At 69.4% G+C, this 21,032-nt stretch carries 19 protein-coding genes and 2 pseudogenes; 10 read left to right on the forward strand and 11 right to left on the reverse strand.

Annotation, left to right across the window (positions count from 1 at the left end; all coding sequences use genetic code 11):
* Positions 1-706 (forward strand): ISAs1 family transposase (locus CcI156_RS19275; protein WP_035959147.1); only part of this gene is annotated, 706 nt, incomplete at its 5' end.
* 63 nt (positions 707-769) lie between these two features.
* Positions 770-990 (forward strand): annotated as a pseudogene (locus CcI156_RS27145) (IS66 family transposase); the annotation flags it as partial.
* A gap of 771 nt (positions 991-1,761) precedes the next feature.
* On the opposite strand, the gene CcI156_RS19285 reads toward CcI156_RS27145, so the two are convergent.
* Genes CcI156_RS19285 through CcI156_RS19295 form a run of 3 tightly spaced genes read right to left on the reverse strand, consistent with a single transcriptional unit; the run spans position 1,762 to position 4,633 of the window.
* Positions 1,762-4,032, reverse strand: a complete 2,271-nt coding sequence (locus CcI156_RS19285) for a carbon starvation CstA family protein (RefSeq protein ID WP_076807345.1) — start codon at positions 4,030-4,032, stop codon at positions 1,762-1,764.
* Positions 4,029-4,376 carry a hypothetical protein gene (locus CcI156_RS19290; protein WP_011436880.1) on the reverse strand — a complete coding sequence of 116 codons (348 nt, stop codon included), beginning with the start codon at positions 4,374-4,376 and terminating at the stop codon, positions 4,029-4,031. Before CcI156_RS19290 ends, CcI156_RS19285 begins: the two co-directional genes overlap by 4 nt.
* Positions 4,373-4,633 carry a DUF3311 domain-containing protein gene (locus CcI156_RS19295; RefSeq protein ID WP_076807387.1) on the reverse strand — a complete coding sequence of 87 codons (261 nt, stop codon included), beginning with the start codon at positions 4,631-4,633 and terminating at the stop codon, positions 4,373-4,375. Before CcI156_RS19295 ends, CcI156_RS19290 begins: the two co-directional genes overlap by 4 nt.
* Positions 4,634-4,998: 365 nt before the next feature.
* Between CcI156_RS19295 and CcI156_RS19300 the strand changes: the two genes are divergently transcribed.
* The 5 genes from CcI156_RS19300 (at position 4,999) to CcI156_RS26330 (ending at position 9,946) form a co-directional block, all read left to right on the forward strand.
* Positions 4,999-6,546 carry a sodium:solute symporter gene (locus CcI156_RS19300; protein ID WP_076807347.1) on the forward strand — a complete coding sequence of 516 codons (1,548 nt, stop codon included), beginning with the start codon at positions 4,999-5,001 and terminating at the stop codon, positions 6,544-6,546.
* Positions 6,543-7,139 carry a sigma-70 family RNA polymerase sigma factor gene (locus tag CcI156_RS19305; RefSeq protein ID WP_011436883.1) on the forward strand — a complete coding sequence of 199 codons (597 nt, stop codon included), beginning with the start codon at positions 6,543-6,545 and terminating at the stop codon, positions 7,137-7,139. The genes CcI156_RS19300 and CcI156_RS19305 overlap by 4 nt, the downstream gene beginning before the upstream one ends.
* Positions 7,136-7,414 (forward strand): hypothetical protein, encoded by a 279-nt coding sequence (locus CcI156_RS19310; protein WP_076807349.1) that lies wholly within the window; start codon positions 7,136-7,138, stop codon positions 7,412-7,414. Before CcI156_RS19305 ends, CcI156_RS19310 begins: the two co-directional genes overlap by 4 nt.
* A gap of 98 nt (positions 7,415-7,512) precedes the next feature.
* Positions 7,513-8,697, forward strand: a complete 1,185-nt coding sequence (locus CcI156_RS19315; protein ID WP_011436885.1) for a lipid-transfer protein — start codon at positions 7,513-7,515, stop codon at positions 8,695-8,697.
* A gap of 103 nt (positions 8,698-8,800) precedes the next feature.
* Entirely contained in the window at positions 8,801-9,946 is a 1,146-nt protein-coding gene (locus tag CcI156_RS26330; protein WP_256382311.1) for a TetR/AcrR family transcriptional regulator, read from the forward strand.
* Between the two features lie 54 nt (positions 9,947-10,000).
* On the opposite strand, the gene CcI156_RS19325 is transcribed toward CcI156_RS26330, so the two are convergent.
* From CcI156_RS19325 to CcI156_RS19340, 4 genes are read right to left on the reverse strand one after another with little or no spacing between them, the layout of a single operon-like run.
* Positions 10,001-10,912 (reverse strand): metal ABC transporter permease, encoded by a 912-nt coding sequence (locus CcI156_RS19325; protein ID WP_011436887.1) that lies wholly within the window; start codon positions 10,910-10,912, stop codon positions 10,001-10,003.
* The gene (locus tag CcI156_RS19330) at positions 10,909-11,835 is read right to left on the reverse strand and encodes a metal ABC transporter permease (protein ID WP_076807354.1); all 927 of its coding nucleotides are present in this window, start codon (positions 11,833-11,835) and stop codon (positions 10,909-10,911) included. The genes CcI156_RS19325 and CcI156_RS19330 overlap by 4 nt, the downstream gene beginning before the upstream one ends.
* Positions 11,832-12,740: a metal ABC transporter ATP-binding protein gene (locus CcI156_RS19335; RefSeq protein WP_076807357.1), complete on the reverse strand. Its 909-nt coding sequence runs from the start codon at positions 12,738-12,740 to the stop codon at positions 11,832-11,834. Before CcI156_RS19335 ends, CcI156_RS19330 begins: the two co-directional genes overlap by 4 nt.
* 16 nt (positions 12,741-12,756) lie before the next feature.
* On the reverse strand, positions 12,757-13,731 hold the full coding sequence (locus CcI156_RS19340) for a metal ABC transporter solute-binding protein, Zn/Mn family (RefSeq protein WP_011436890.1): 975 nt from the start codon (positions 13,729-13,731) through the stop codon (positions 12,757-12,759).
* A 143-nt stretch (positions 13,732-13,874) separates the two neighbouring features.
* Between CcI156_RS19340 and CcI156_RS27885 the strand changes: the two are divergent.
* Positions 13,875-14,204: pseudogene (locus tag CcI156_RS27885) on the forward strand (PT domain-containing protein); the annotation flags it as partial.
* Positions 14,195-14,587 carry an SCO5389 family protein gene (locus CcI156_RS19350; protein ID WP_076807359.1) on the forward strand — a complete coding sequence of 131 codons (393 nt, stop codon included), beginning with the start codon at positions 14,195-14,197 and terminating at the stop codon, positions 14,585-14,587. The pseudogene CcI156_RS27885 and the gene CcI156_RS19350, both read left to right, overlap by 10 nt.
* Before the next feature lie 262 nt (positions 14,588-14,849).
* On the opposite strand, the gene CcI156_RS19355 is transcribed toward CcI156_RS19350, so the two are convergent.
* Positions 14,850-15,359: a hypothetical protein gene (locus tag CcI156_RS19355; RefSeq protein ID WP_076807362.1), complete on the reverse strand. Its 510-nt coding sequence runs from the start codon at positions 15,357-15,359 to the stop codon at positions 14,850-14,852.
* Positions 15,360-15,733: 374 nt separating this feature from the next.
* Here CcI156_RS19355 and CcI156_RS19360 point away from each other — a divergent pair, with 374 nt between their 5' ends.
* A complete protein-coding gene (locus CcI156_RS19360; protein ID WP_011436893.1) occupies positions 15,734-16,858 on the forward strand; it encodes a CapA family protein in 1,125 nt (374 codons plus the stop codon).
* Between the two features lie 77 nt (positions 16,859-16,935).
* On the opposite strand, the gene CcI156_RS19365 is transcribed toward CcI156_RS19360, so the two are convergent.
* The 3 genes from CcI156_RS19365 to CcI156_RS19375 all read right to left on the reverse strand — a co-directional run bounded on the left by CcI156_RS19365 (position 16,936) and on the right by CcI156_RS19375 (position 21,032).
* Positions 16,936-18,339, reverse strand: a complete 1,404-nt coding sequence (locus CcI156_RS19365) for a WS/DGAT domain-containing protein (protein ID WP_076807389.1) — start codon at positions 18,337-18,339, stop codon at positions 16,936-16,938.
* A gap of 278 nt (positions 18,340-18,617) precedes the next feature.
* Positions 18,618-19,667, reverse strand: a complete 1,050-nt coding sequence (gene pheA, locus CcI156_RS19370; RefSeq protein WP_076807364.1) for a prephenate dehydratase — start codon at positions 19,665-19,667, stop codon at positions 18,618-18,620.
* 72 nt (positions 19,668-19,739) lie between these two features.
* Positions 19,740-21,032, reverse strand: coding sequence for a dihydrolipoamide acetyltransferase family protein (locus CcI156_RS19375; protein ID WP_023841666.1), 1,293 nt, complete (start codon positions 21,030-21,032; stop codon positions 19,740-19,742).

A 21,032-nucleotide genomic window follows, 5' to 3' on the forward strand; every position in this document is an offset into this window, starting at 1 on the left:
GCTCGGGCATCAACGGGTCGTGGCCGGCGACGAGATCGCCTCGGTACGGAGGCTGGTCAACCGGGTGTGTGACCACAACACGCTGGTCACGACCGACTGCCTGCACGCACACGAACCCTTGGCCCGGGCGATCCGGGCGAAGGGCGGCCACTGGCTTTTCTCGATCAAGGGCAACCAGCCCACCGTGCGGGCGAAGCTGGCCGGGCTGCCGTGGGACGAGTTCGGAAACCAGCACGTGACCCGGGAGAAGGCCCACGGCCGGATCGAGGAACGCGCGCTGAAGGCGTTGACCCCCTCCGCGCCGTCCCTGGTCGGGTTCCGAGGTACCCGGCAGGTGGTCAAGCTGGCCCGGACCACCCGCCGTAAGAAGACCACGACCAGCCCGGCGGCGACCTCGACCGAGGAGTTCTACCTGGTCACGAGCCTGTCCACCGACCAGGCCAGCCCCGCGCAGCTGGCCCGGTGGGCTCGTGGCCACTGGACGGTCGAGGCCATTCACCATGTCCGCGACCGGACCATGGACGAGGACCGCCACACCATCCGCACCAAGAACGCCGCCCTGAACTGGGCCATCGCCCGCGATACCACGATCAGCGCACTACGCCTGGCAGGCTACAAGAACATCAGACAGGCCCGCCGAGCCACCATCAGAGACCCTGGGCTCGTCCTCCAGATCATCGCCCTGACCAGCCAAAACAGACTTTGACGGAGCCCTGATGTCATGGGGCCGCGTCTCGCGGCAGCCGAGGAGCTGGCCGGCGAGTAGGTCGCGGCCCGGGCGGTGAACGACAAGCTGGCCGCGACGAACGAACGGCTGCGGCGGGCCGTGGCGGACGCGGCCGAGCGTCACGAGACGGAGTTGGGCGCGGCACGGGCCGAGYGAGACCGGGCACGTGAGCGGGTCGGGGAGCTCGATGTTGCCAACCTGCGGCGGCGGTTGTCGATGGACAGCACAAACCCTCGGTGCTGTCGTCGAAGGAGYCGATCGGCGTGGTTGCGCGTTTCAGATGGGACCAGATACCCTCTCGGGCTGGTTCAGGTCGGGGGGTGTAGCCGGACCGGTAGCAGACCATCCCGACCACACTCACCCGCCCGGGCCCACCCCGACCGGGTACCCGCACCACCGGGGGTCACCCCACGCCGCGCCCACGTCCGCCCCGTGGCGGCCTCAGGCCCTGCCCTGTCTCGTCGAGGAAACAGACCCGGRCATCCCGGGCCGCCGCCGTGGTTGTAGCGCCGGCCACTCCCACTTGACCCACTCCCGCGCCGCGGTGTCGTCGCGTTCCAGCGCACGACGGGCCGGCATCTGACCGACCAGCCGTGCCGGCTACGCCTCTCGATTCCCAGGCGCGATACCCGCAGCCCGCCGTTTTCGGGGTCACCTTGAATTCCCGCGCCATCTCCGTTCGGGTCGTTCCCGCCGCGAACCGGTCAGCCGCAGCCATCCGGACCCGCTCCCGTTCCACCTGCTCCGCGGGCGTCAACCCGTCGCACGCCTCATGCAAAGGATCTATCACACACCCACAGCCATCACCAGGAACACTAACCCCCACACATTGACCATCAGTACACCTCGTGAACACAGCCTGACCGAAGCCCGTGGCCGTGTGACCACGCATTCCAGCCTACCGCGAAGAGCCATTTAACGTACGGCCATTGCCCCGTCGGCCGCCGGCCCGTCAATTGGTCGCGCCGGGACGAGCGGGTTCCGGCCTGATGGCCGTCGCCAGCTCGTCCCGGCGCAAACAGATTCAACTCTCGCTATTTTCGCGGAATGTTGTCAGCGGCGCAGCGGCGCAGCGGCGGTGTGACGGGCTCGGGCTGAGKGGCCCCGGCCGCCTGGACCGCATCCGCGAGCAGTTGGCGCTCTTCAGCGATCGCCAACAATCCCCCGGACGCGACAAAACGGGAGGCTACATAGTCCGCTTCGGTGGTGGTTATCGGCGCCCGGGTGCGGACAGCCCGTATGCACACCCGTACCGCATCGGCGAGCACGACGAGCACTAGCAGAGCGAACACTATCGCTATGATCCCGTCCACGGTCGAGTTCTGGACGACTTTGTGCATGTCGCTGATACTCCTCGCGGGCGCCAGAACCCTGCCGTCGTCGAGCGCGTCGGCATAGCGGTGCCGTTGGGCGAGGAAGCCGAGCTTGGGATCGTCCGAGAAAACCTTCTGCCAGGCCGCGGTGAAGGTGACGGCGACATCCCAGCCGAGCGGGACGCCGGGCACCCAGGCCCACCGCGCTCGCCCACTCTTGACGAACAGGGTGGTGACGACCGCCAATGCGATGGCGGCAAGCATCTGGTTGGCCATCCCGAACAGCGGGAACAGCTGGTTGATGCCGCCGAGCGGGTCGGTTGCCCCGGTCCAGAGGAAGTAGCCCCAGGTGCCGACCACCAGCACGCTGCTCAGCCAGACCCCGGGCCACCAGCTCACCCGGCCGATTGGCTTCCATACGTTCCCGAGCATGTCCTGCAACATGAATCGGCCGACCCGGGTTCCGGCGTCGACAGTGGTCAGGATGAACAGCGCCTCGAACATGATCGCGAAGTGGTACCAGAAGGCGGCGAGGCGGCCGCCCCCGAATGCGCCTGAAAGGATGTTGGACATGCCGACAGCGAGCGTCGGTGCACCTCCGGTGCGGGCTACCAGCGTCGATTCACCGACGGCCCGGGCCGCGGAGTCGAGGGCGTCCGGGGTGATGGTGAAACCGAGGTCGGTGACCGCGGACGCAGCCGACGCCGCGGTCTTGCCGACGACCCCACCGGGCGCATTCATGGCGTAGTAGAGGCCCGGGCTGAGCACCGCCGCCGCGATCAGCGCCATCAGTGCGACAAGGGACTCGGTCAGCATCGCCCCATAACCGATGAACCGGACCTGGGACTCCTTTTGAATCATCTTCGGCGTGGTGCCGGACGCGATGAGGGAGTGGAATCCGGACAGGGCACCGCAGGCGATGGTGATGAAGACGAACGGGAACAGGCTGCCGGCGAACACCGGCCCGTTTCCCCTGGTCGCGAAAGTACTGACTGCGTCCGCCTGAAGTACCGGAAATTCGACGAGAACGCCGATGGCGAGCAGCCCGATGGTGCCGACCTTCATAAAAGTCGAGAGGTAGTCGCGGGGCGCGAGCAGGAGCCACACCGGCAGCACCGAGGCGACAAAGCCGTAGCCGACAAGGCAGGCGACCAATGCCTTCGGGCTGAGTGTAAAGGCGGAGGCGAGGGCGGAGTCCTGGATCCAGYGGCCGCCGACAAGGGCCGCGAACAGTCCGGCGACACCGACGGCGGTGGCCTCAGCGACCCGGCCGGGTCGCAGCACCCGCAGGTAAATGCCCATGAACAGGGCGATCGGGATGGTCATCGCGATCGAGAAGGTGCCCCATGCAGAGGCGGCGAGCGCGTTCACCACGACAAGCGCCAGCACCGCCAGCAAAATGATCATTATGGCGAAGACGGCGACTAGTGCCGCCGTCCCGCCCACCGGGCCGATCTCGTCGCGCGCCATCTGGCCCAGGCTCTTGCCGTCCCGCCGCATGGAGAAGAACAACGTCACCATGTCCTGCACGGCACCGGCGAAAATAACACCGGCGATGATCCAGATCGTCCCGGGCAGATACCCCATCTGTACGGCGAGCACCGGGCCGACGAGCGGACCGGCCCCGGCGATGGCAGCGAAGTGGTGGCCAAACAGGACCCGCCGGTCGGTCGGCTCGTAGTCGACGCCGTTGTYGAGGCGTTCGGCCGGCGTCGCCCGGCTGTCATCCACCCGCAGCACCCGGTTTGCGATGAACCGGGCGTAGAAGCGGTAGGCGATGGCGAAGGATCCCAGGCCGGCGAGCAGGATCCACGCCGCAGAGATCGACTCGTGGCGGGACATCGCGAGCACAGCCCAGCTGATCGCGCCGACCGCCGACACCGTGGTCCAGATGGCTATCGATCGGAGCCGGCCGGTCCTCCGGCCATGGCCAGGCGCACGACCGCCGCCAGGCGGAAGACCGGTTCCGGCAGTATCGAGATGGGTAGTCATACGATGCGTCCCTTGGCGAGAGCGGCCAGGCCGAGCAGGTCAGCGAGCCCGACATCGGGCGGCAGGTCGGTGCTGAAGCGCCGGAAGCCGAGCCGCGAGCGGCAGTCGATTGTGACATCGCGGCCCAGGAGGAACGGATAGGCGAGTGGATGGGCTACGGCGCTGCCACCGGGATCCGCGTCCACCGGGCGGAAGCCCCGGTGCCGCGGCACAAGCGCCCGCGGCGCGGGGCGCAGCCACAGTTGACCGGTGCAGGCGCAGCACAGCCCCAGCGGGGCCCAGTCAAAAATAACTACCTCGCCCTCGCGGAGCGCGGCCCGGGCCCGGTCGGTGACCTGGATCACCGCAGGCCTTCCGGCGCCGTCCCCCGGCTGTCCAGCCGCCAAGCGGCGGCGGTCAGCAGCGCGCTTAAGGGCACCCAGGCAAGCTGATACCAGTAAAAGAACGGCACCCCGGCCAGCCGTGGCTCATCATGCGCATAAAGCGGGACCGCCAGCAGGGCTGCGAACGGTGTCCCGAGACACGCGACCGCGGCGGTTTGCCGCCGACGTGCCGCCGCGCGGGCCGGACGACCGGCGGCCGGCCGGTCTGTTGCAGGCACGGGCCCTGCCGGGATTCCTGCCGCGGAGTTTGYCGGGACACCCAGCGGAGTGTCCCGGCCCTGCTCATCGTGCCACATCCTGATCTCCCTGCATTTTGATCTTCCTGGTGGACCACCGGCCGGCCCAGGTACCCAGGCCGGGTGGTCACGCAGGCCGCGATGGTGTCACCGGGAGAGTTGCTCGCCGCGCCTCCGCGGTTTACGACTTGGTGAGCTACAGGTTTACGACTTGTTGCGGGATGATGTCGTGTCAACCGCGCCGGCTCGGTGCGCAACTGGAATAAGGACCGGGGGACGACCGGGCGGGCTTCCACCGGCGACCTCGCSGCGCCGTACGGGAAGCCGCGTGCAACGGAAGGTGTCGGATGGCCGACGGGACGACCGTGGCGGGATTCACCGTCGCGATAGCAGGCACTTCGTTACTATCGGTAAGGGCGCGCGCGTTCCATCGGCGGGACGAGCTCCCCTCGCCGGAAGGGTGGGCGCTCGCAGGGCGCCCGTTCGGTGGCGTTCTGACCTGGTTCCTGCTCGGCGGTGCGATCTACACCGCATATACCTTCGCCGCGGTGCCCGGCCTCGTCTACGGCGTGGGCGCTCTCGGCTTCTTCGCGCTGCCCTACACGATCATCGTCTATCCGCTGGCCTTCGTGCTCCTCCCACGTCTGGCGGAGACGGCTCGGCGCCATGATTACGTCACGGTGGGCGACTACGTGCGGGAACGCCACCGGTCGCCGCTGCTCGCGCTCGCCGTGGCKCTGACCGGAATCGTGGCCACCACGCCGTACATCGCGCTGCAGTTGGTCGGCGTCCGCGCGGTGCTCGTTGCCGGCGCCCTCACCCCGCCTGGGCTGCCCGGCGACCTGGTGCTGGCCTCGGTGTTCGGGGTGCTCGCCGTCGCGACCTACCGCAGCGGCATCCGCGCTCCGGCACTCGTCTCGGTCGCCAAAGGAATTCTGATCTTTTTGGCGGTCTTCGCCGTRGTCGGACTCGTCCTAGCCAGGCTCGGCGGACCCGGCGAGATCTTTGCCGCAGCACGGCGGAACATGGCCACGGACGGCTTGCCGGATCCGTCGCTCACGCTGGAGCCGTCGACGTTCGCCTCGTTCGCGAGCCTCGTGCTCGGCTCGGCGATGGCCCTGCTGGTGTACCCRCACGTGCTCACCGCCGCATTTGCGGCGAAGGACCCCGACGTCCTGCGCCGCTCGGCGGTCACCCTGCCCGCATGGACGGGCCTGCTCGGACTCTTCGGGCTGCTCGGCGTTGCCGCCTTGGCCACGGGGGTACGCACACCCCGCGGGCAGGCCGAAGCAGCTGTCCCTCTGCTCGTCCAGCAGCTGGCCCCACCGGTTGTCACCGGCGTCGTATTCGGCGCGCTCGTTGTCGCGGCGCTCGTCCCCGCGGCGGTGATGTCGGTGGCGGTCGCCATGCTCTTCGTCCGCAACGTATACGTCGAGTATTTTCACCCCACGGCCACCCCTAAGCATCAGGTCCGGGTGGCTCGCGGTRTCTCGCTGGTGACAAAGATCGGGGCATTCGCCTTCGTGCTCGGTCTGCGCGACCAGGATGCCATCGATCTGCAGCTGCTGGGCGGGGTCTGGATACTCCAGACCTTCCCGGCGGTCGGGATCGGCCTGTTCTCCACCTGGCTGCATCGCGGTGCGCTGCTTGCCGGATGGGCGGTAGGAATGGCGGCGGGAACCTGCCTGGTAACCTCCGGCGAATTCTCCGCGGTGGTGAACCTGCACCTGTTCGGGGCGTCCGTGCCGCTGTACACGGCGCTCCTCGCGCTCGGGCTGAACCTGGCGGTCGCCACCGCGCTCACCCCGGTCCTTCACCGCGTCGGCGTGGCCCGGAGCAGCCGGACATCCCAGGTGGACCGACTCCCCCGGCCGGACGCGCCGGGATGGCGGTGAGGGCGGTGCGGGCGGTGCAGGGCATTCCCAAAGATCCAGCAGCCGTCACTGCCGGCGACGCCGCCACTCTGCTKCCGGCCGACAAGATCCAGGTGAATCTTCACGATCTTGATCGGGAGACCGCCATCGCGCGGCTCTTCAACACCCACTACGTCTCATTGGTACGACTGGCCGCCCTCCTCGGCGCGGACGACCCGGAGGATATCGCCGCGCAGGCGTTCTACGAGCTCTACCGGCGCTGGCGAAAACTGCGGGACTCGACYGCCACCCTGCCGTATCTACGTAGCATAGTCTGCAATCTCACCCGAATGCGACTGCGCCATCTCCAGGTTGTCCGAAAAAACATGGGATGGCCATCAGACCAGGTAGAATCGGCGGAGACGCAAGCGCTGCTGCGGCACGAACAGCGAGCTGTAGTCGTCGCGTTACAGCGGCTGTCGCCGCGCCAGCGGGAGGCCCTGGTACTGCGGTACTGGCTCGATCTGAAGGAATCCGAGATAGCCGCAGTCATGGGGATTTCCTGCGGCGCAGTGAAATCCCATGTGGCGCGAGGAATGACGGCRCTGTCCCGCGCGATGGAGTCCCAGACATGATATATCACACCGGGCCGCTCAGCGACACCGAACGACGGCTGCACGACGCCCTGGACGCTCTCGCCGGCGGCGTGCCCGTGTCGCCCGACGCCTACCGGCGGGCGCGGGCCACCTGGCGCCGCCGCGAGCGCCGCAGGCGGCTCATCCTCGCCGTCGTCATCGCGGTGGTCTTCACCTTCGCGAACCTGGTCGGCCTGTGGGCGCTCAACCACYGACCGGCGTGGAACTTCGCTCGACCGCAGGCCGTGACGCATCCGCATCGCTCCGCCTTGTGAATCCTCGCAAGCATGCTTACGCCACACCTCTCCCCCTGACGTGCGCTACTGTGGTGCTCACGGTATTAAGTGAACAGCAGCTAGCCTAGGGAGTGGTGATGAGCGGTCGGGTGATGGTGGCGGGCGTCGGCATGGTGCCGTTCGCGACGCCGAGCAGGAGCGACAGCTACGACGTGCTGGCCGAGGGGGCGGTCAGGGCGGCGTTGGCCGATGCCGGGATCGACCTGGCGGCGGTCCAGCAGACGTACGCCGGCTATGTGTACGGCGACTCGACGAGCGGGCAGAAGGCGCTGTACCGGGTGGGGATGACCGGGGCGCCGGTGGTGAACGTGAACAACAACTGCTCTAGTGGGTCGTCGGCGCTGTTCCTGGCGCGGCAGGCGGTGGCTTCCGGGGCGGCGGACTGCGTGCTGGCGTTCGGGTTCGAGCAGATGCGGCGCGGCGCGCTGACGATGCAGTGGGACGACCGGCCCAACGCCTTCGAGCGGTTCGACGAGGTGGTCACCAAGGTGCAGGGCGAGGTCGAGGGGGTGCCGTTCGCACCGCGGTACTTCGCCGGTGCGGGTGCGGCCTACTGTGAGAAGTACGGGATGGACCCGGCGGTATTCGCGCGGATCTCGGTGAAGTCGCGCCGGCACGCGGCMAACAACCCGTATGCGGTGTTCACTGATCCGGTGACCGTGGAGGAGGTTCTTGCCTCGCCGCGGATCCTCGGTTGGCTGACCCGGCTGCAGTGCTGCCCGCCCACCTGTGGCGCGGCCGCCGCGGTGGTCGTTTCCGAGGACTTCGCGCGCGCCCACGGCCTGCGCGCCGATGTGGCGATCACCGCGCAGGCGATGACCACGGATACCCCGTCCTCGTTCGACGGGGACCTGATGCGCCTGGTCGGTTACGACATGACCGCGGCCGCCGCGCGGCAGGTGTACGAGGTGGCCGGGGTGGACCCGCTCGATGTGCGCGTGGTGGAGCTGCACGACTGCTTCACCACCAATGAGCTGATGACCTACGAGGCGCTGGGGCTGACTCCGGAGGGCACGGCGGAGAAGTTCATCGTCGACGGCGACAACACCTACGGCGGCCGGGTGGTGACCAATCCGTCGGGTGGGCTGCTGTCCAAGGGGCACCCGCTGGGCGCGACCGGGTTGGCGCAGTGCGCGGAGCTGGTGTGGCAGCTGCGCGGCGAGGCCGACAAGCGCCAAGTCGAGGACGTGACCGTGGCGCTGCAGCATAACATCGGCCTCGGCGGCGCCGCCGTGGTCACCCTCTACGAGAAGGTAGGCTGATCCACACCGAGGAGACCGAGGGGGTTGTACCGAGGGGGTTGTTCTGCCGGACCGCACGCTTGCGCCGCCGCGCGGCACCCGCCCGCGTAACCGGCGGGCGCTGATCMTTGGCGCCGCCTCGGACCTGTTCGCCCGCCGCGGCTACGACCAGATCGGCATGACCGATCTCGCCGAAGCCGTGGCGGTCGGCCCGTCCGCGCTGTACCGGCACTTCTCCGGTAAACAGGACCTGCTCCGCGAGGTCATCGCCGCAGGCCTGGCCCCGCTGCGGCACCTGCTCGATGATCTCGATCTCGCCGACCGCGCSGACCACGCCACGGCGTCGGCCCGGCTCGCCGCTCGCTGCCTCGACGAACGCCATATCGGCGTGCTCTGGCAGCGCGAAGCCCGCCATCTGACCCCTGACGACCATGCCCTGCTGCGCGCCGAGGTCCGCGAGATCGGACGCCGCCTCACCGGCCGGGTGCGCGCCGCCCGCCCCGAGCTCGACGCCCCCACCGCGGACCTGCTCACCTGGGCGATGCTGGCCGTGCTGATGAGCCCGTCCTTCCACCACCTGGACCTGCCCCGGCCCGCCTACGACGACCTGCTCGCCGAGCTCACCGACCTCGTGCTGGACACCCCGCTGCCCGGCACCTGCGCCGCATCGCCGCCACCACCGGCCGGACCGCCACCACCGGCCGGACCGCCGTTGCGGCTGGCCTCCCGCCGCGAGGCGCTGCTCACCCAGGCGGTGCGGATGTTCGCCACCCACGGCTACGCCGGCGTCGGCATCGAGGACGTCGGCAACGCCGTCGGCATCACCGGCCCCAGCGTCTACCACCACTTCCCGAGCAAGCTGGACATGCTGCGCACCGCGTTCCAGCGCAGCACGGCCGCCCTGTTGATGGACGTCAGCGCGATCTATCGGACTTCGAACGGCGCCGCCGACGCCCTGCGCCGACTGGTCGGCTCCTACATCCGGTTCACCCAGGCCCACCACGACCTGATCGGGCTGCTGATCACCGAAGTCGAGCATCTGCCGGAGGACGAACGCCACGCCGCCCGTCGGGCCCAGCACGACTACCTCACCGAATGGGTTCACCTGCTMCGGCTCGTGCACCCCGAGCTCGACCCCACCGCCGCCCGGATCCGGGTGCACGCCGCGGTCGCCGTCGTCAACGACACGGCCCGCACCCCGCACCTGCGGCACAACCCGGGCGTGCCGGGCGCGGTCGAGTCGATCTGCGGCCGGCTGCTCGGGCTCTGACCTGGCGCCTCCCGGGATTGCGCGCGACCGCGCTGGTGGCGCCGGTGGGTTCGATCAGGCCGAACGAGGCGCATCCGCGGACAGATGCCGCACCGGCCGCGCCAAGCCCGAGTCCGCGACCAGTCGGGTGACGATCAGCGTGACGGTGTAGGTGGCGGTGGCGGTGGCAAGGATGGCGAAGCTCGGGGGGATCCGCGGGGCGAGGTAGCTGGTGGTMAGCCCGACCCAGGTCACCGCGACCGCCACCGCGGTGGAGATCATCATTCCGTGGTAAGGGTGGGCGGTGAGCCGGTGGGCGGTGCCGGCGGGTGCGGCGAGCATACCGAGGAGCAGCAGGGCACCGACGGCCTGGGTGGCATCGGCTGCGGTCGCCCCGACGAGGCCGAGGAAACCGACGCCGAGGAGGCGGACGGGGACACCTCGGGCGGCCGCGACCGCGCCGTCCAGGCTGGCGAACAGCAGGGGACGCCCGATCGCGATGGTGGCGAGACAGAGGATTACGGCGAGTATGGCAGCCTCCCAGGCGTGGGAGGCGTCCAGGCCGAAGATCGAGCCGAACAGGACGGTGACACCGGCGGTGCCGTTGCCGGTGTTGCGGTGGGTGGTGTAAAGGGTGAGGAAGAGCACCCCGAGGCCGAGGACCCAGGCGAACACGCTGCCGATGACGACGTCATCGGCGTGGCCGCGGGGGCCGAGGGCGCCGAGGGCGCCGAGGGCGCATCCGACGGCGACGGTGGCGGCGAACAGGCCGACTCGGGCGTCGATCCCGGTGGCCAGGGCGGCGAGTGCGCCGGTGAACGCCACATGGGACAACGCGTCGGCGGTGAAGACCTGGGCCCGCAGGACGAGGAAGTARCCGACGAGTCCGGCCGCCATGGCAATCCCCGTTCCGGCGATGAACGCATTCTGCATGAACGGGTGCTCGAACATCGCGGTCAGTCCCGTGTCCGCCGTGGCCGCGGTCATGCTGCTGCTCCGGTCATCCGGGGGACGCGGGCGGCCCGGCCGAGCAGGTCGTGCGCGCCGACGGCGAGACGGGCGAGGAGGTACAGGCCGAAGGAGAAGCTGGTGATGAAAAAGCCGATCGGATAGGGCGAGTAGTAGGCCACGGTCAGCCCGGCCCAGGTGACCAGCAGGCCTAGCAGCACGGTGAGCGTGAGGCTGAGGGCCGGTCGGGTGGTGAGGACCTGTGCGGTCGCGGCCGGGATGACCAGCAGGGTGAAGACGAGGAGGGTTCCGGTGATCTGGCTGACCTCCGCGGCGGTGCTCCCGAGCATGATCAGGAAAGCCACCGACAGACCCCGCACCGGCACTCCGGCGGCGGCAGCCACGGCTGGATCGAGCGAGGCGAACAGYAGCGGCCGCCCGATGAGCGCCAGCACTGCCAGGACCGCCACGGCGACGGCGGTCAGCGTGAGGACCATGTCGTCGGTGATTCCCAGGAAGYTGCCGAACAGCAGCGTGTTGACCCCGCCGAGGAATCCCTTGTACAGGCTGACGAACAGGAATCCGCAGGCCAGCGCGAACGCCTGGACGGTACCGATGGTGGCCGACTCCGCGGCCCGCCCGGCGGCTGCCCCGCCCGCCCCGGGGATGGCCGCGATGATCAGCGCCGCGGTGAGGCAGAAGGCGAAGTAGCCGTAGGTCGCGCCCAAGCCGAGCCAGATCGCCCCGGCCGCGCCCGGGAAACCGGCCACGGCGAGGGTGTGGCCGGCGAAGGCCTGGCGGCGTAGGACCATGAACCATCCGGTTGCCCCGGCGGTCAGCGCGACGATGGTTCCGRCCCGGAACGCGTTCACCATGAACGGGTAGGCGAACATCTGCCGAACGTCGCGGACCAGGTCCCACGACAGGCCCGCGTCGGTCGCGACCACCGCTGCAGTGATCACAGGTGGCCGGTCCCGTCGTGACGGTCGGCGTGTACGGCGGGCGGCTCGGGCTGGCCGACGACGACGAGGCGCCCGTCGGAGGTGGTCAGCACCTCGATGGGGGCCTGGTAGAGCCGGCTTAACGTCGCACTGGTGATGACCTCGGCGGGAGGGCCCGAGACCGCGCCGCCGCCGGCGAGGTAGATGACCCGGTCGAGGCTGGACAGGATTGGGTTGACGTCGTGGGCGACCATCAGCACGGTCACCCCCGCCGTCTGGCAGATGGTGCGGATGAGGGTCGCGACCGAGGCGGCGTTGGGCGGGTCCAGGCTGTCCAACGGTTCGTCGAGAAGCAGCAGCCGGGGCCGGCGGGCGAGCGCCTGGGCGATCAGAAGCCGCTGCTGCTCCCCACCGGACAGCCGGCCGATCGGCTGGTGGGCGTAGCCGGTGGCGCCGACCTGCTCGACGAGTTCGGCGACGCGCCGCCGCGCGGTCCGGGCGCGATCTCCGCCGGGCAGCGGCAGACCCCACCGGTGGCCGTCGAGACCGAGGCGGACGATGTCAAGCCCCCGGATCCGTACCGACGGGTCGAAGCTCCGTCGCTGCGGCAGATAACCGACCTCGGTGCGGGCCCGCCCGGGATGCCGGCCCAGCACCACCACCYGCCCCGCGGCCAGCGGCAGCAGGCCAAGGGCCGCCTTGAGCAGGGTGGACTTACCGACGCCGTTGGGACCGAGGATCGCGACGAACTCCCCCGCGCCGGCCTCGACGTTCACCCCGCTCCACACCATCCGCCCACCGAGACGAACCGCCGCACCCTCGAACATCACCGCCGGCGCGGCCGGCCTGCCGGCGCTGACCGGCGCCACCGCCGCGTCAACCTCGGCGCTCGCGCCGTCGGTTCGAGGGTGCGCCACCGCCGCCATTCTCGTCACCTTCCGCTTACTTTCCGGTTGCCTGCGCCAGCGACCCGCGCAGGGCTTCCAACTGGGCGACCTGCCAGTCCTGGAACGACGCTCCGGCCGGGACGAGCGTCTCGGTGATGGTGGTCACCGGGATGTGGGCCGCCTTCGCCTCCTCGATCTGCCGCCGCACGTCCGGGGTGGCGTTCTGGCTGTTGTAGACGTAGATTTTGATCTTCCCGGTCTTGATCTGGCTGTCGCTGGTGCTCTTGTCCGCGACAGTCGGATCGCTGCCCTCCGAGATCGCACGCAGGAAGGCCGGCGGGGTCAGCAGGTTCAGCCCGAGCGCTGGGGACAGCATCGCGAAGATGCTCTCCGAGGCCCCGACCGGCGTCCCGGCATACTTCTTCTTGATTGTCGCGATGAGATCGGTGTACGGCTTGAGGGTCGTGGCGGTGAAGGATGCCCGCTGCTGATCGAAGTAGCCCGAGTCGACGGGGTCGATCTTCTTGTAGTCGGCGGTGACCTGGTCGATCACTTTCGCGACGTCATCCGGGTTGTACCAGCGATGCGGGTTGTCGCCGTCCTTCGCGCCGACCAGGTCGCCGACGGTCAGCGTCACCCGCCCGGTCGCCGGGTTGGCCGCCGCCAGCTTGCCCGCCCACGGGTCGTAGCCGACGCCGTTGTCGATGAACAGCCGCGCACCGGCGATCGCCCGGCCGTCGGCGGGGGTCGGCTCATAGTCATGCGGGTCGGCGTCGGGATTGTCGATGATGCTGGTGACCGCCACCCGGTCGCCCCCCAGCTGGGCGGCGATGCTGCCCCAGAAGTTCTCGGCCGCCACCACGGTGATCTTCTTGCCGCCGGTGGCGCCGGTCCCGGTGTTCCCCGACGAGGACGTCCCACACGCGGCCACGACCATCGCCACGCCGGCGGCCACTACCCCCAGGCCGCGCGGCACCCGCCCGGGCCGCACCCGCCAGCGCCGCACCGTGACCAGCCGTGCACCATCCACCACGATCTCCCTGCTTGTTACCCGACCGGACCTGCTAGCAGGACCGGGATTCATTGCCGCAAAGGTAGTCGCTAATGGAAACCGTTACAAGTTCGAGTTCGAGCGGTCGGCGATGACGCGGGGCGAGCCTYCCCGCCGCCTACCCGTCCACCCGTCCACCCGTCCACCCGTCCGTCCACCCGTCCAACCGTCCAACCGTCCAACCGTCCAACCGTCCGTCCAACCGTCCACATGATCGACCAGGTGCTTTGTCGGGTCGGACGTCCTGTACCGTCCACCGGGGCGTGCGCCGGGTGCATGGAGGCGGACGCGTCGCATCGCATGGCAGATCCGGCGGGGTGTCGGGGCGCCCCGTCGCGGCGCAATCGATCTGCATACGGAGTATTACTGTTGGTATTGACAACGGTTGTTACATCCAAGACAGTGGTGATCGTTGTCGCTGCCACCAGCCCAGGAGGTATCCATGTCCCTGACGGTGTCGCCCGACCTGTTGGAGCAGGCCGAACAAGGTCACGTCGACGAGGCCGACTTCCTCGCCTGCATCCGCACTTCCCTGCCCTACGCCTACGGCCTGGTCGAGCGGCTCGCCGGCGAGCTGCCCACCGCAACCCGCGACTTCGCCGACAACCAGACCCCGCCCGYGGACGACGCCGAGCAGGGCCAGCTGTTGCGGGCGATGGCCAGCACCTCGATACGCGCGGCTCTGGAACGGCACTTCGGCGTGGCGCTGGCCTTCCAGAACTGCCATCGGCTGGCCGCTTTCCGCCCCCAGGCCACGAGCGGCGAGCAGTACCGCCGCTTCGTCTCCCCGGAGAGCCAGGTCCTCAACCAGCAACCGGAGTTCGTCAACTGCTAGCCTGGGCTCCCGGGATATTTTGATCCCGATGGCCTGGTGGGCCGGTGTTGTCCATTTTGTACCGGATTTTTTGTACCGGATCTGTCCTGGACGTTCATCCACCGGCCCGCCTGGCCCATCGATCAGAATCGGGTAACGCCCACAATGTGGCGTCGATCGGGGAAGCGTCGAGGCAGACGGACCTCCTACCTCGCGTTCATCAACGCCACGAACACCAAAGCGTCGATCGCGCAACGGGGCAGGGCGCTGTGGCGTGTTACCGCTACCGCGTTGGGATGCTCAGGATGACGTCGCGGCCCACGCTKCTCACGGTCGGATGCGCCGGCGGTGCTGGCCTGCGTCCACACAGCCCGAGGTAGTAGGTCACCACACCCTCGAAGTCGCCGYCCTGCTTCACGTGGACGACATTCGTTGTCCGGCCGAGAGGGAAGAGGTTCCTTGGAGCGGTGGGTCGACCTTCGATGTTGTGCGCGGCGGAATTGTGGAAGGTGACCTTCACGAAGGATCGGCCCAGCACAAAGACTCGATTACCGGATCCGTCCTGGATCAGCCCCGATCTCGGCACGTACTCGGCTCTGACATCTTTCGGCGCTGACGGCCGGAAGACGAAGGTGACGATGTCCACCCGGGCGCTGGCCGCGTGGGCGAAGCGGATGTGCATGAGCACGGGTGTGACYGGTGGAGCCGCCGCCCGAGAAACCCCCGCCTCGGTGAAGACCAAGCTGAGGGTGAGGAGCAGGACGGCGCTTATGGCTGCGGCGATCCTTCTCATTGCTGGTTCCTTTTTCTTCGCTGCTTGAGGGGCACCGAAAGGCGTCCAACCTGATACGTATGGCCAAGCGTCCCGTGGTGGCGCCCGGGCCGGGCCGGGCACMGCACGCGGGGCGTGTGCGCCGCTCGCGCGGACCGCTTCCGGGTAACTGGCGCACGGCAATCGGTATGAGTCAGGGCCCTGCCACGGAGGGAGACACGGATCGCCGTTATGAGTCTCGGCGAAGGCGTTGCTCCTTACTCCGTGCATGAGGCCACCCCCTCGGGGGGTTCCGCTCGCGGCCTACAGGTTCCGCCCTGCCCTGGGGGGTGTCAATTTGGCGAACCGGCGGAATCCGGGCCGGTGGCCGGGGGCCGGTGGCCTAGGCTGGAACCGTGCACGATGGCGTGGTGACGCTGTTCCTCTGCGGCGACGTGATGCTAGGTCGCGGTGTCGACCAGATTCTGCCGCATCCGGGCGATCCGAGGCTTTCCGAGGGATATGTCCAGGATGCCCGCGCCTATGTCGAGCTGGCGGAGGCGGTGAACGGCCCGATTCCTCGTCCGGTCGAATTCTCCTGGCCCTGGGGTGACGCGCTGCCCGTGCTGGATGAGGTCCGGGCCGATGTTCGGGTGGTGAACCTGGAAAACAGCATCACCCGGTGCGATGACTTCGCCGCCGGAAAGGAGGTTCATTATCGGATGAGTCCGGACAACCTTCCCTGTCTGGCCGCCGGCCGGCCCGATGTGTGCGTGCTGGCGAACAACCACCTGCTGGATTTCGGCCACCGCGGGCTCGTCGAGACCCTCGACGCGTTGTTCACGGCCGGGCTGAGAGCGGTGGGAGCCGGACGCGACGCGGACGAGGCGTGCAAACCGGCCATGGTCCCGCTCGGCGGGGGCCGGCGGGTCCTGGTCTCCTCGTTCGGCCTGTCCTCCAGCGGCATTCCACGGACGTGGGCCGCGGCCCCGGGCCGGGCCGGCATCGACGTCATCCCCGAACTGTCGGACGCCACCGCCGAGGAGGTGACCGCCCGCGTCCGGCGGGCGAAGCGCCCCGGTGACCTCGTCGTCGCCTCCGTCCACTGGGGATCCAACTGGGGCTATGACGTAGACGACGACCAGATCCGCTTCGCCCGCCGGCTCATCGATGGCGGTGTCGACGTCGTGCACGGGCATTCGTCGCACCATCCGCGTCCCGTCGAGGTGTACCGGGACCGGCTTGTCCTGTACGGCTGTGGCGACTTCATCAACGACTACGAGGGCATTACCGGCTACGAAATGTACCGGGACGATCTGCGGCTGGCGTACTTCGTCTCCGCCGGGGTCTCCGTCGATCCGCCCGGCGCGACGCTGACCGGCCTGCGGATGGTGCCCCTGCAGACACGGCGGATGCGGTTGTGGCGCGCCGCACCCGAAGACGCCGGGTGGCTACGGGGGGTTCTCACCAGGATCAGCCGTGGCTTCGGGACACGGTTCGATCTCAACGCGCCCGGCGTGCTGTCGCTGCGCCAGCCATGAGCGAACCCTCGATGGTGCGCTCCAGCGCTTCGACAGYCTCGGCCAGCGACGAAGGCCGGAAGGTCAGGACCGGTCCGTCAGGCACGCTCACGCCGGCGTGAGGGCACCAGCCGGCTGAGCACGTCGAGTTCCGCCAGCCACAGCTGCCCCAACCGGGCGTGGTTCGGCACGCTGGCACTGGCCACGAACGTGACACCGACCCGCTCGTCGATGCCAAGCATGGCGACGGCCAGATGCTGACGTCCGACGAGTAGTTGGCCCGTGCCGACCAGCCCGGTCACCGCGCGTCCCGCGACAGCCAGCGGCCCGCGCATCGTCCGGACGTTGCTCGCCACCAGGGCCATCTTCCGGATCTGGGCCGGGTAAGCGGCGGCGCCCGCGAGCATGCGGGGCGAGGCGATCGTCGCCAGGGTGGAGAAGTGGTRACGTTCCACCACCCCCAGCCCGCCCTTCTTCATGCGACGGGTCTCCGCGGCGATCCACGCCAGTCGCCGGCCGGGGTCCGGCTCCCCGCAGGGAAGCGGGACACGCACGCCCGAGGAATAGTTCGACAGCACGTTCCGTTCGGCGGCGGTCCGGAAACTGATGGGCATCAGCGCGTGGATGGGCTGACGGTCCCGGCGCCATTCGGGAAGGGACCACGTCCGCAGCGCCCCGGCGAGCGCGGCGAGATAGACGTCGTTGACCGTGACATCGTGGTGGCGGGCCACCGCTCGCAGCGTGCCCAGATCGGTGGTGACCCAGGAATGTCGCGCCGGCCCGGCCGGCGGCCCGCCCCAGGCGTCGAGGGCGCGGGTGGGCGCCAGGCAACGCAGCCCCCGGCCGACGAAACCCGCATAGTCCGAGGGCCGCGGCCGGCGGACAGCGGGAGGCAGACCGAGGTCGAGTTCGTCCTCCCCCCCGAAGAGCAGGTGCAGCGCCTGGTAGAGCGCGAAGCCGTCCTGCTGGATGTGGCTGGTCCGATACACCAGCACCGTGCCGGACGACCCCGGGGCGCGCAGCAGGTAGAGCATCCACGGCGACCGGCTGAGGTCGATCGGCTGGGCGGCAATGCGGTCGACGGCGGCACGCAGCCGCGCATCGCCGGCACCACCGTCGCCCCCGCCCACACCGCCAACACCGCCAACACCGTCGGCGGACGGTAGGTCCATGGCGACAACGTKGTCGTCGACGTTCAGGCCCGGACCGCGGACCCAGAGGGTCTCGTTCGCCGTCGAGCGGCGACCGGAGAACCGGACCGCGACAGTCTCGAGACGGTCGGTAAGCATCCGTGCCCGGGGGTCGCGCAGCCGCTCGGCGACGTGCGCACGCAGGTCCGCCAGCTCCAGCGGAGGGCCGTCGACGAACAGCAGCGCACCGACGTCCTGGAACTCCCCGGGATTGAGCCGGCTGAAGGCGAGGTAGGCCCGGTCACCCGAGGTCAGTGGACGAGCGTATGTCCGCTCGGGACCGGCCTTCGTGACCACGTCGAGCAGGGCCATCAGACGCTCCCCCACCCCGTCCTGGGGCGCGGAGCGCGGGCCTGGAAATCGGGCTGAACAACTTCACCAGATTGACGCGTCAACACGCCAAAGACACATGGGCCCATGTACCTATTACTCCTGATTCCGAGCAGGCCACCGGGGGTCTGTGTCGCACGTCTCCACGGAACAGACCCGAATGGGGAAAAGAACACCGTAGAGCACCATCACCAGCAACAATCAGATATGGCGTCGCCAGCGCAAGATAATGACACGTTTACGACATCACCACGAAAGGGCTATGGCACCGCTTCATCAGGCGCACCGAACAATGGCCGCCGGATCGCGTCCGCACGCCGCCCAGTTCGCACGCCGCCCAGGCACGCACGCCGCCCAGATCCGCACGCCTCCCAGTCCTCACCACGGCCGTCCAGGCAGCGAGCGAGCMAGTCGGCGGCCCTGACGAACTCGTGATCCGTCATGCTTGGGGGTACGGACGGGGCGGCCTCGTCGGCGCGGGGGTAAGACCCCAGGAAACGGATCTTCCGGCAGATCCGGTGCAGCCCCATCAGGGCCTCGCGCACCCGGCGGTCGCTGATGTGCCCTTCCGCGTCGATCGAGAAGCAGTACCGGCCCAGGCCCTCGCCGGTCGGCCGGGACTCGATCCGCATCAGGTTGGCCCCGCGAACGGCCCATTCCTGCAGGAGTTCCAGCAGCGCGCCCGGCTCGTCCGCGGCCGGCCACACCACGATGGACGTCTTGTCCGTGTTGGTCGGCGCGGTGGCGCGGCCTGGACGGCCGAGCAGGACGAAACGGGTGGTGGCGTCGGGGACGTCGTGGATGTCGGTCACGAGGGCCTCCAGTCGGTAGCGCCGTGCGGTGAACTCCCCGGCGAAGGCGCAGTCGAAGCGCCCCTCCCGCACCAGCCGGGCCCCCTCGGCGTTGGACGCGGCCGATTCCCACTCCGCGTACGGCAGGTGAGCCGCGAGCCAGCGGCGTACCTGGGCCCGGGCGACCGGGTGGCCGGTGACGGTCTTGACGTCCTCCAGCGTGGTTCCCGGCCGCACGAGMAGCGCGAAGCTGATCGGTAGCAGCACCTCGCGGCAGATCATCAGCGGCCTGCCGGTCGCGAGCTCGTCCAGCGTGGCGGTAACTGCCCCCYCGACGGAGTTCTCGATCGGTACCAGCGCGCCGGACGCGTCCCCGTTGCGCACCGCGTCCAACGCCTCCGCCACGGAGAGGGAGGGGAACAGCTCATGCGTCCGCGCATCCGGCAGCGTCCGCAGCGCGGCCTCGGTGAAGGTCCCCTCGGGGCCGAGGTAGGTGTAGCGGGGGGGGTAAGCAGGCAAGACAGACCTCCTAGGACCGGGGCKGGCAACGGTCATCGCCTGCTGGTAAGGCGGTGGTCAGAGGTGCGGTGGTCAGAGGTGGCGCAGCAGCACCGTGGGGTCTTCGACCGCGTCGGCGACGAAGCGCAGAAAGGACCCGGCGGTGGCGCCGTCGCAGACTCGGTGGTCAAAGGTGAACGAAAGCTGCACGATCCTGCGGACCGCCAGTTCGCCGTCCACCGCCCAGGGCCTGGGGACGATCCGGCCGATGCCGATCATCGCGGCCTCGGGGTGGTGGATGATGGGCGTGGAGCCGTCGACACCGAAGACGCCGTAGTTGTTGAGCGTGAACGTGCCGCCGGTCAACTCGGCGGGAGTGAGCGTGCCCGCGCGGGCGGCGGCGGTCAACCGGGCGATCTCGGCGGCCAGTCGAGCGGTGGTCAGGCCCTGAGCGTGGTGCACCACGGGCACGACCAGGCCGCGCGGGGTCTGGGCGGCGAATCCCAGGTGGACGGCGGCGTGGTGGCGCACGCCGGTCGCGCGGCCGTCCGCGTCGGTGACGACGGCGGAGTTGAGTGCGGGAAAGCGGACCAGGGCGGCGACGCAGATGCGGGCCAGGATCGCCAGGAGACCGATTCTGGGCTCGGCGCCCCCCGCGTTGCGGGTGTCGTTGAGGGTGTCCTTGGCGGCGAGCAGCGCGGTGGCATCCGTGTCGACCCAGCAGGTGGCGTCCGGCACCTCGCGCCTGCTGCGCGCGAACGTCTCCGCCGCGCGCCGCGCCAGCGGGTCCAGCGGGACGACGGTCGAGTCGGTCTCCGCCGGGCGCGACGGAGCGGAACGCGGGGCGATGGCACTCTCCACGTCCTTGCGCAGAATCAGCCCGTCCGGGCCGGTGCCGACGAGTTTTCGGAGATCGACGGAGTTCTCGCGGGCGAAGCGGCGAACGAGGGGCGAGACGACCTTGACCACGGTCTGGGCGGAAGGCCCGAGTGGCGTCGCCGGTCCGGGAGTCGGGGTGAGCGCCGGTACGGGGGGCGCTTCGGGAGCGCCGACGCGTCGTCGGCGGCGGGTTCGGGAGGGTTCCGTGCTGGTGCCGTAACCGACGAGGATGTTCCCGGAACCCGTTCGCCCTGCTGCCGGCTCGCTGACGGCCACGGTGATCAGTGGTGTGCCGACCGGGACACTGGTACCGGCCAGGCCGGCGAGGGAGGTGACGACGCCGGCGTAGGGGCAGGGCACCTCGACGACGGCTTTGGCGGTCTCGACCTCGGCTACGGGTTGGTCGACGGTGATGACGTCCCCGACGCCGACAAGCCAGCGGACGACCTCGGCGGAGGTCAGGCCCTCGCCGAGGTCGGGGAGGGGGAATTCGCGTACCGCGGCCAC

Source organism: Frankia sp. CcI156, assembly GCF_001983015.1.
Taxonomy (GTDB): Bacteria; Actinomycetota; Actinomycetes; order Frankiales; family Frankiaceae; genus Frankia; species Frankia casuarinae.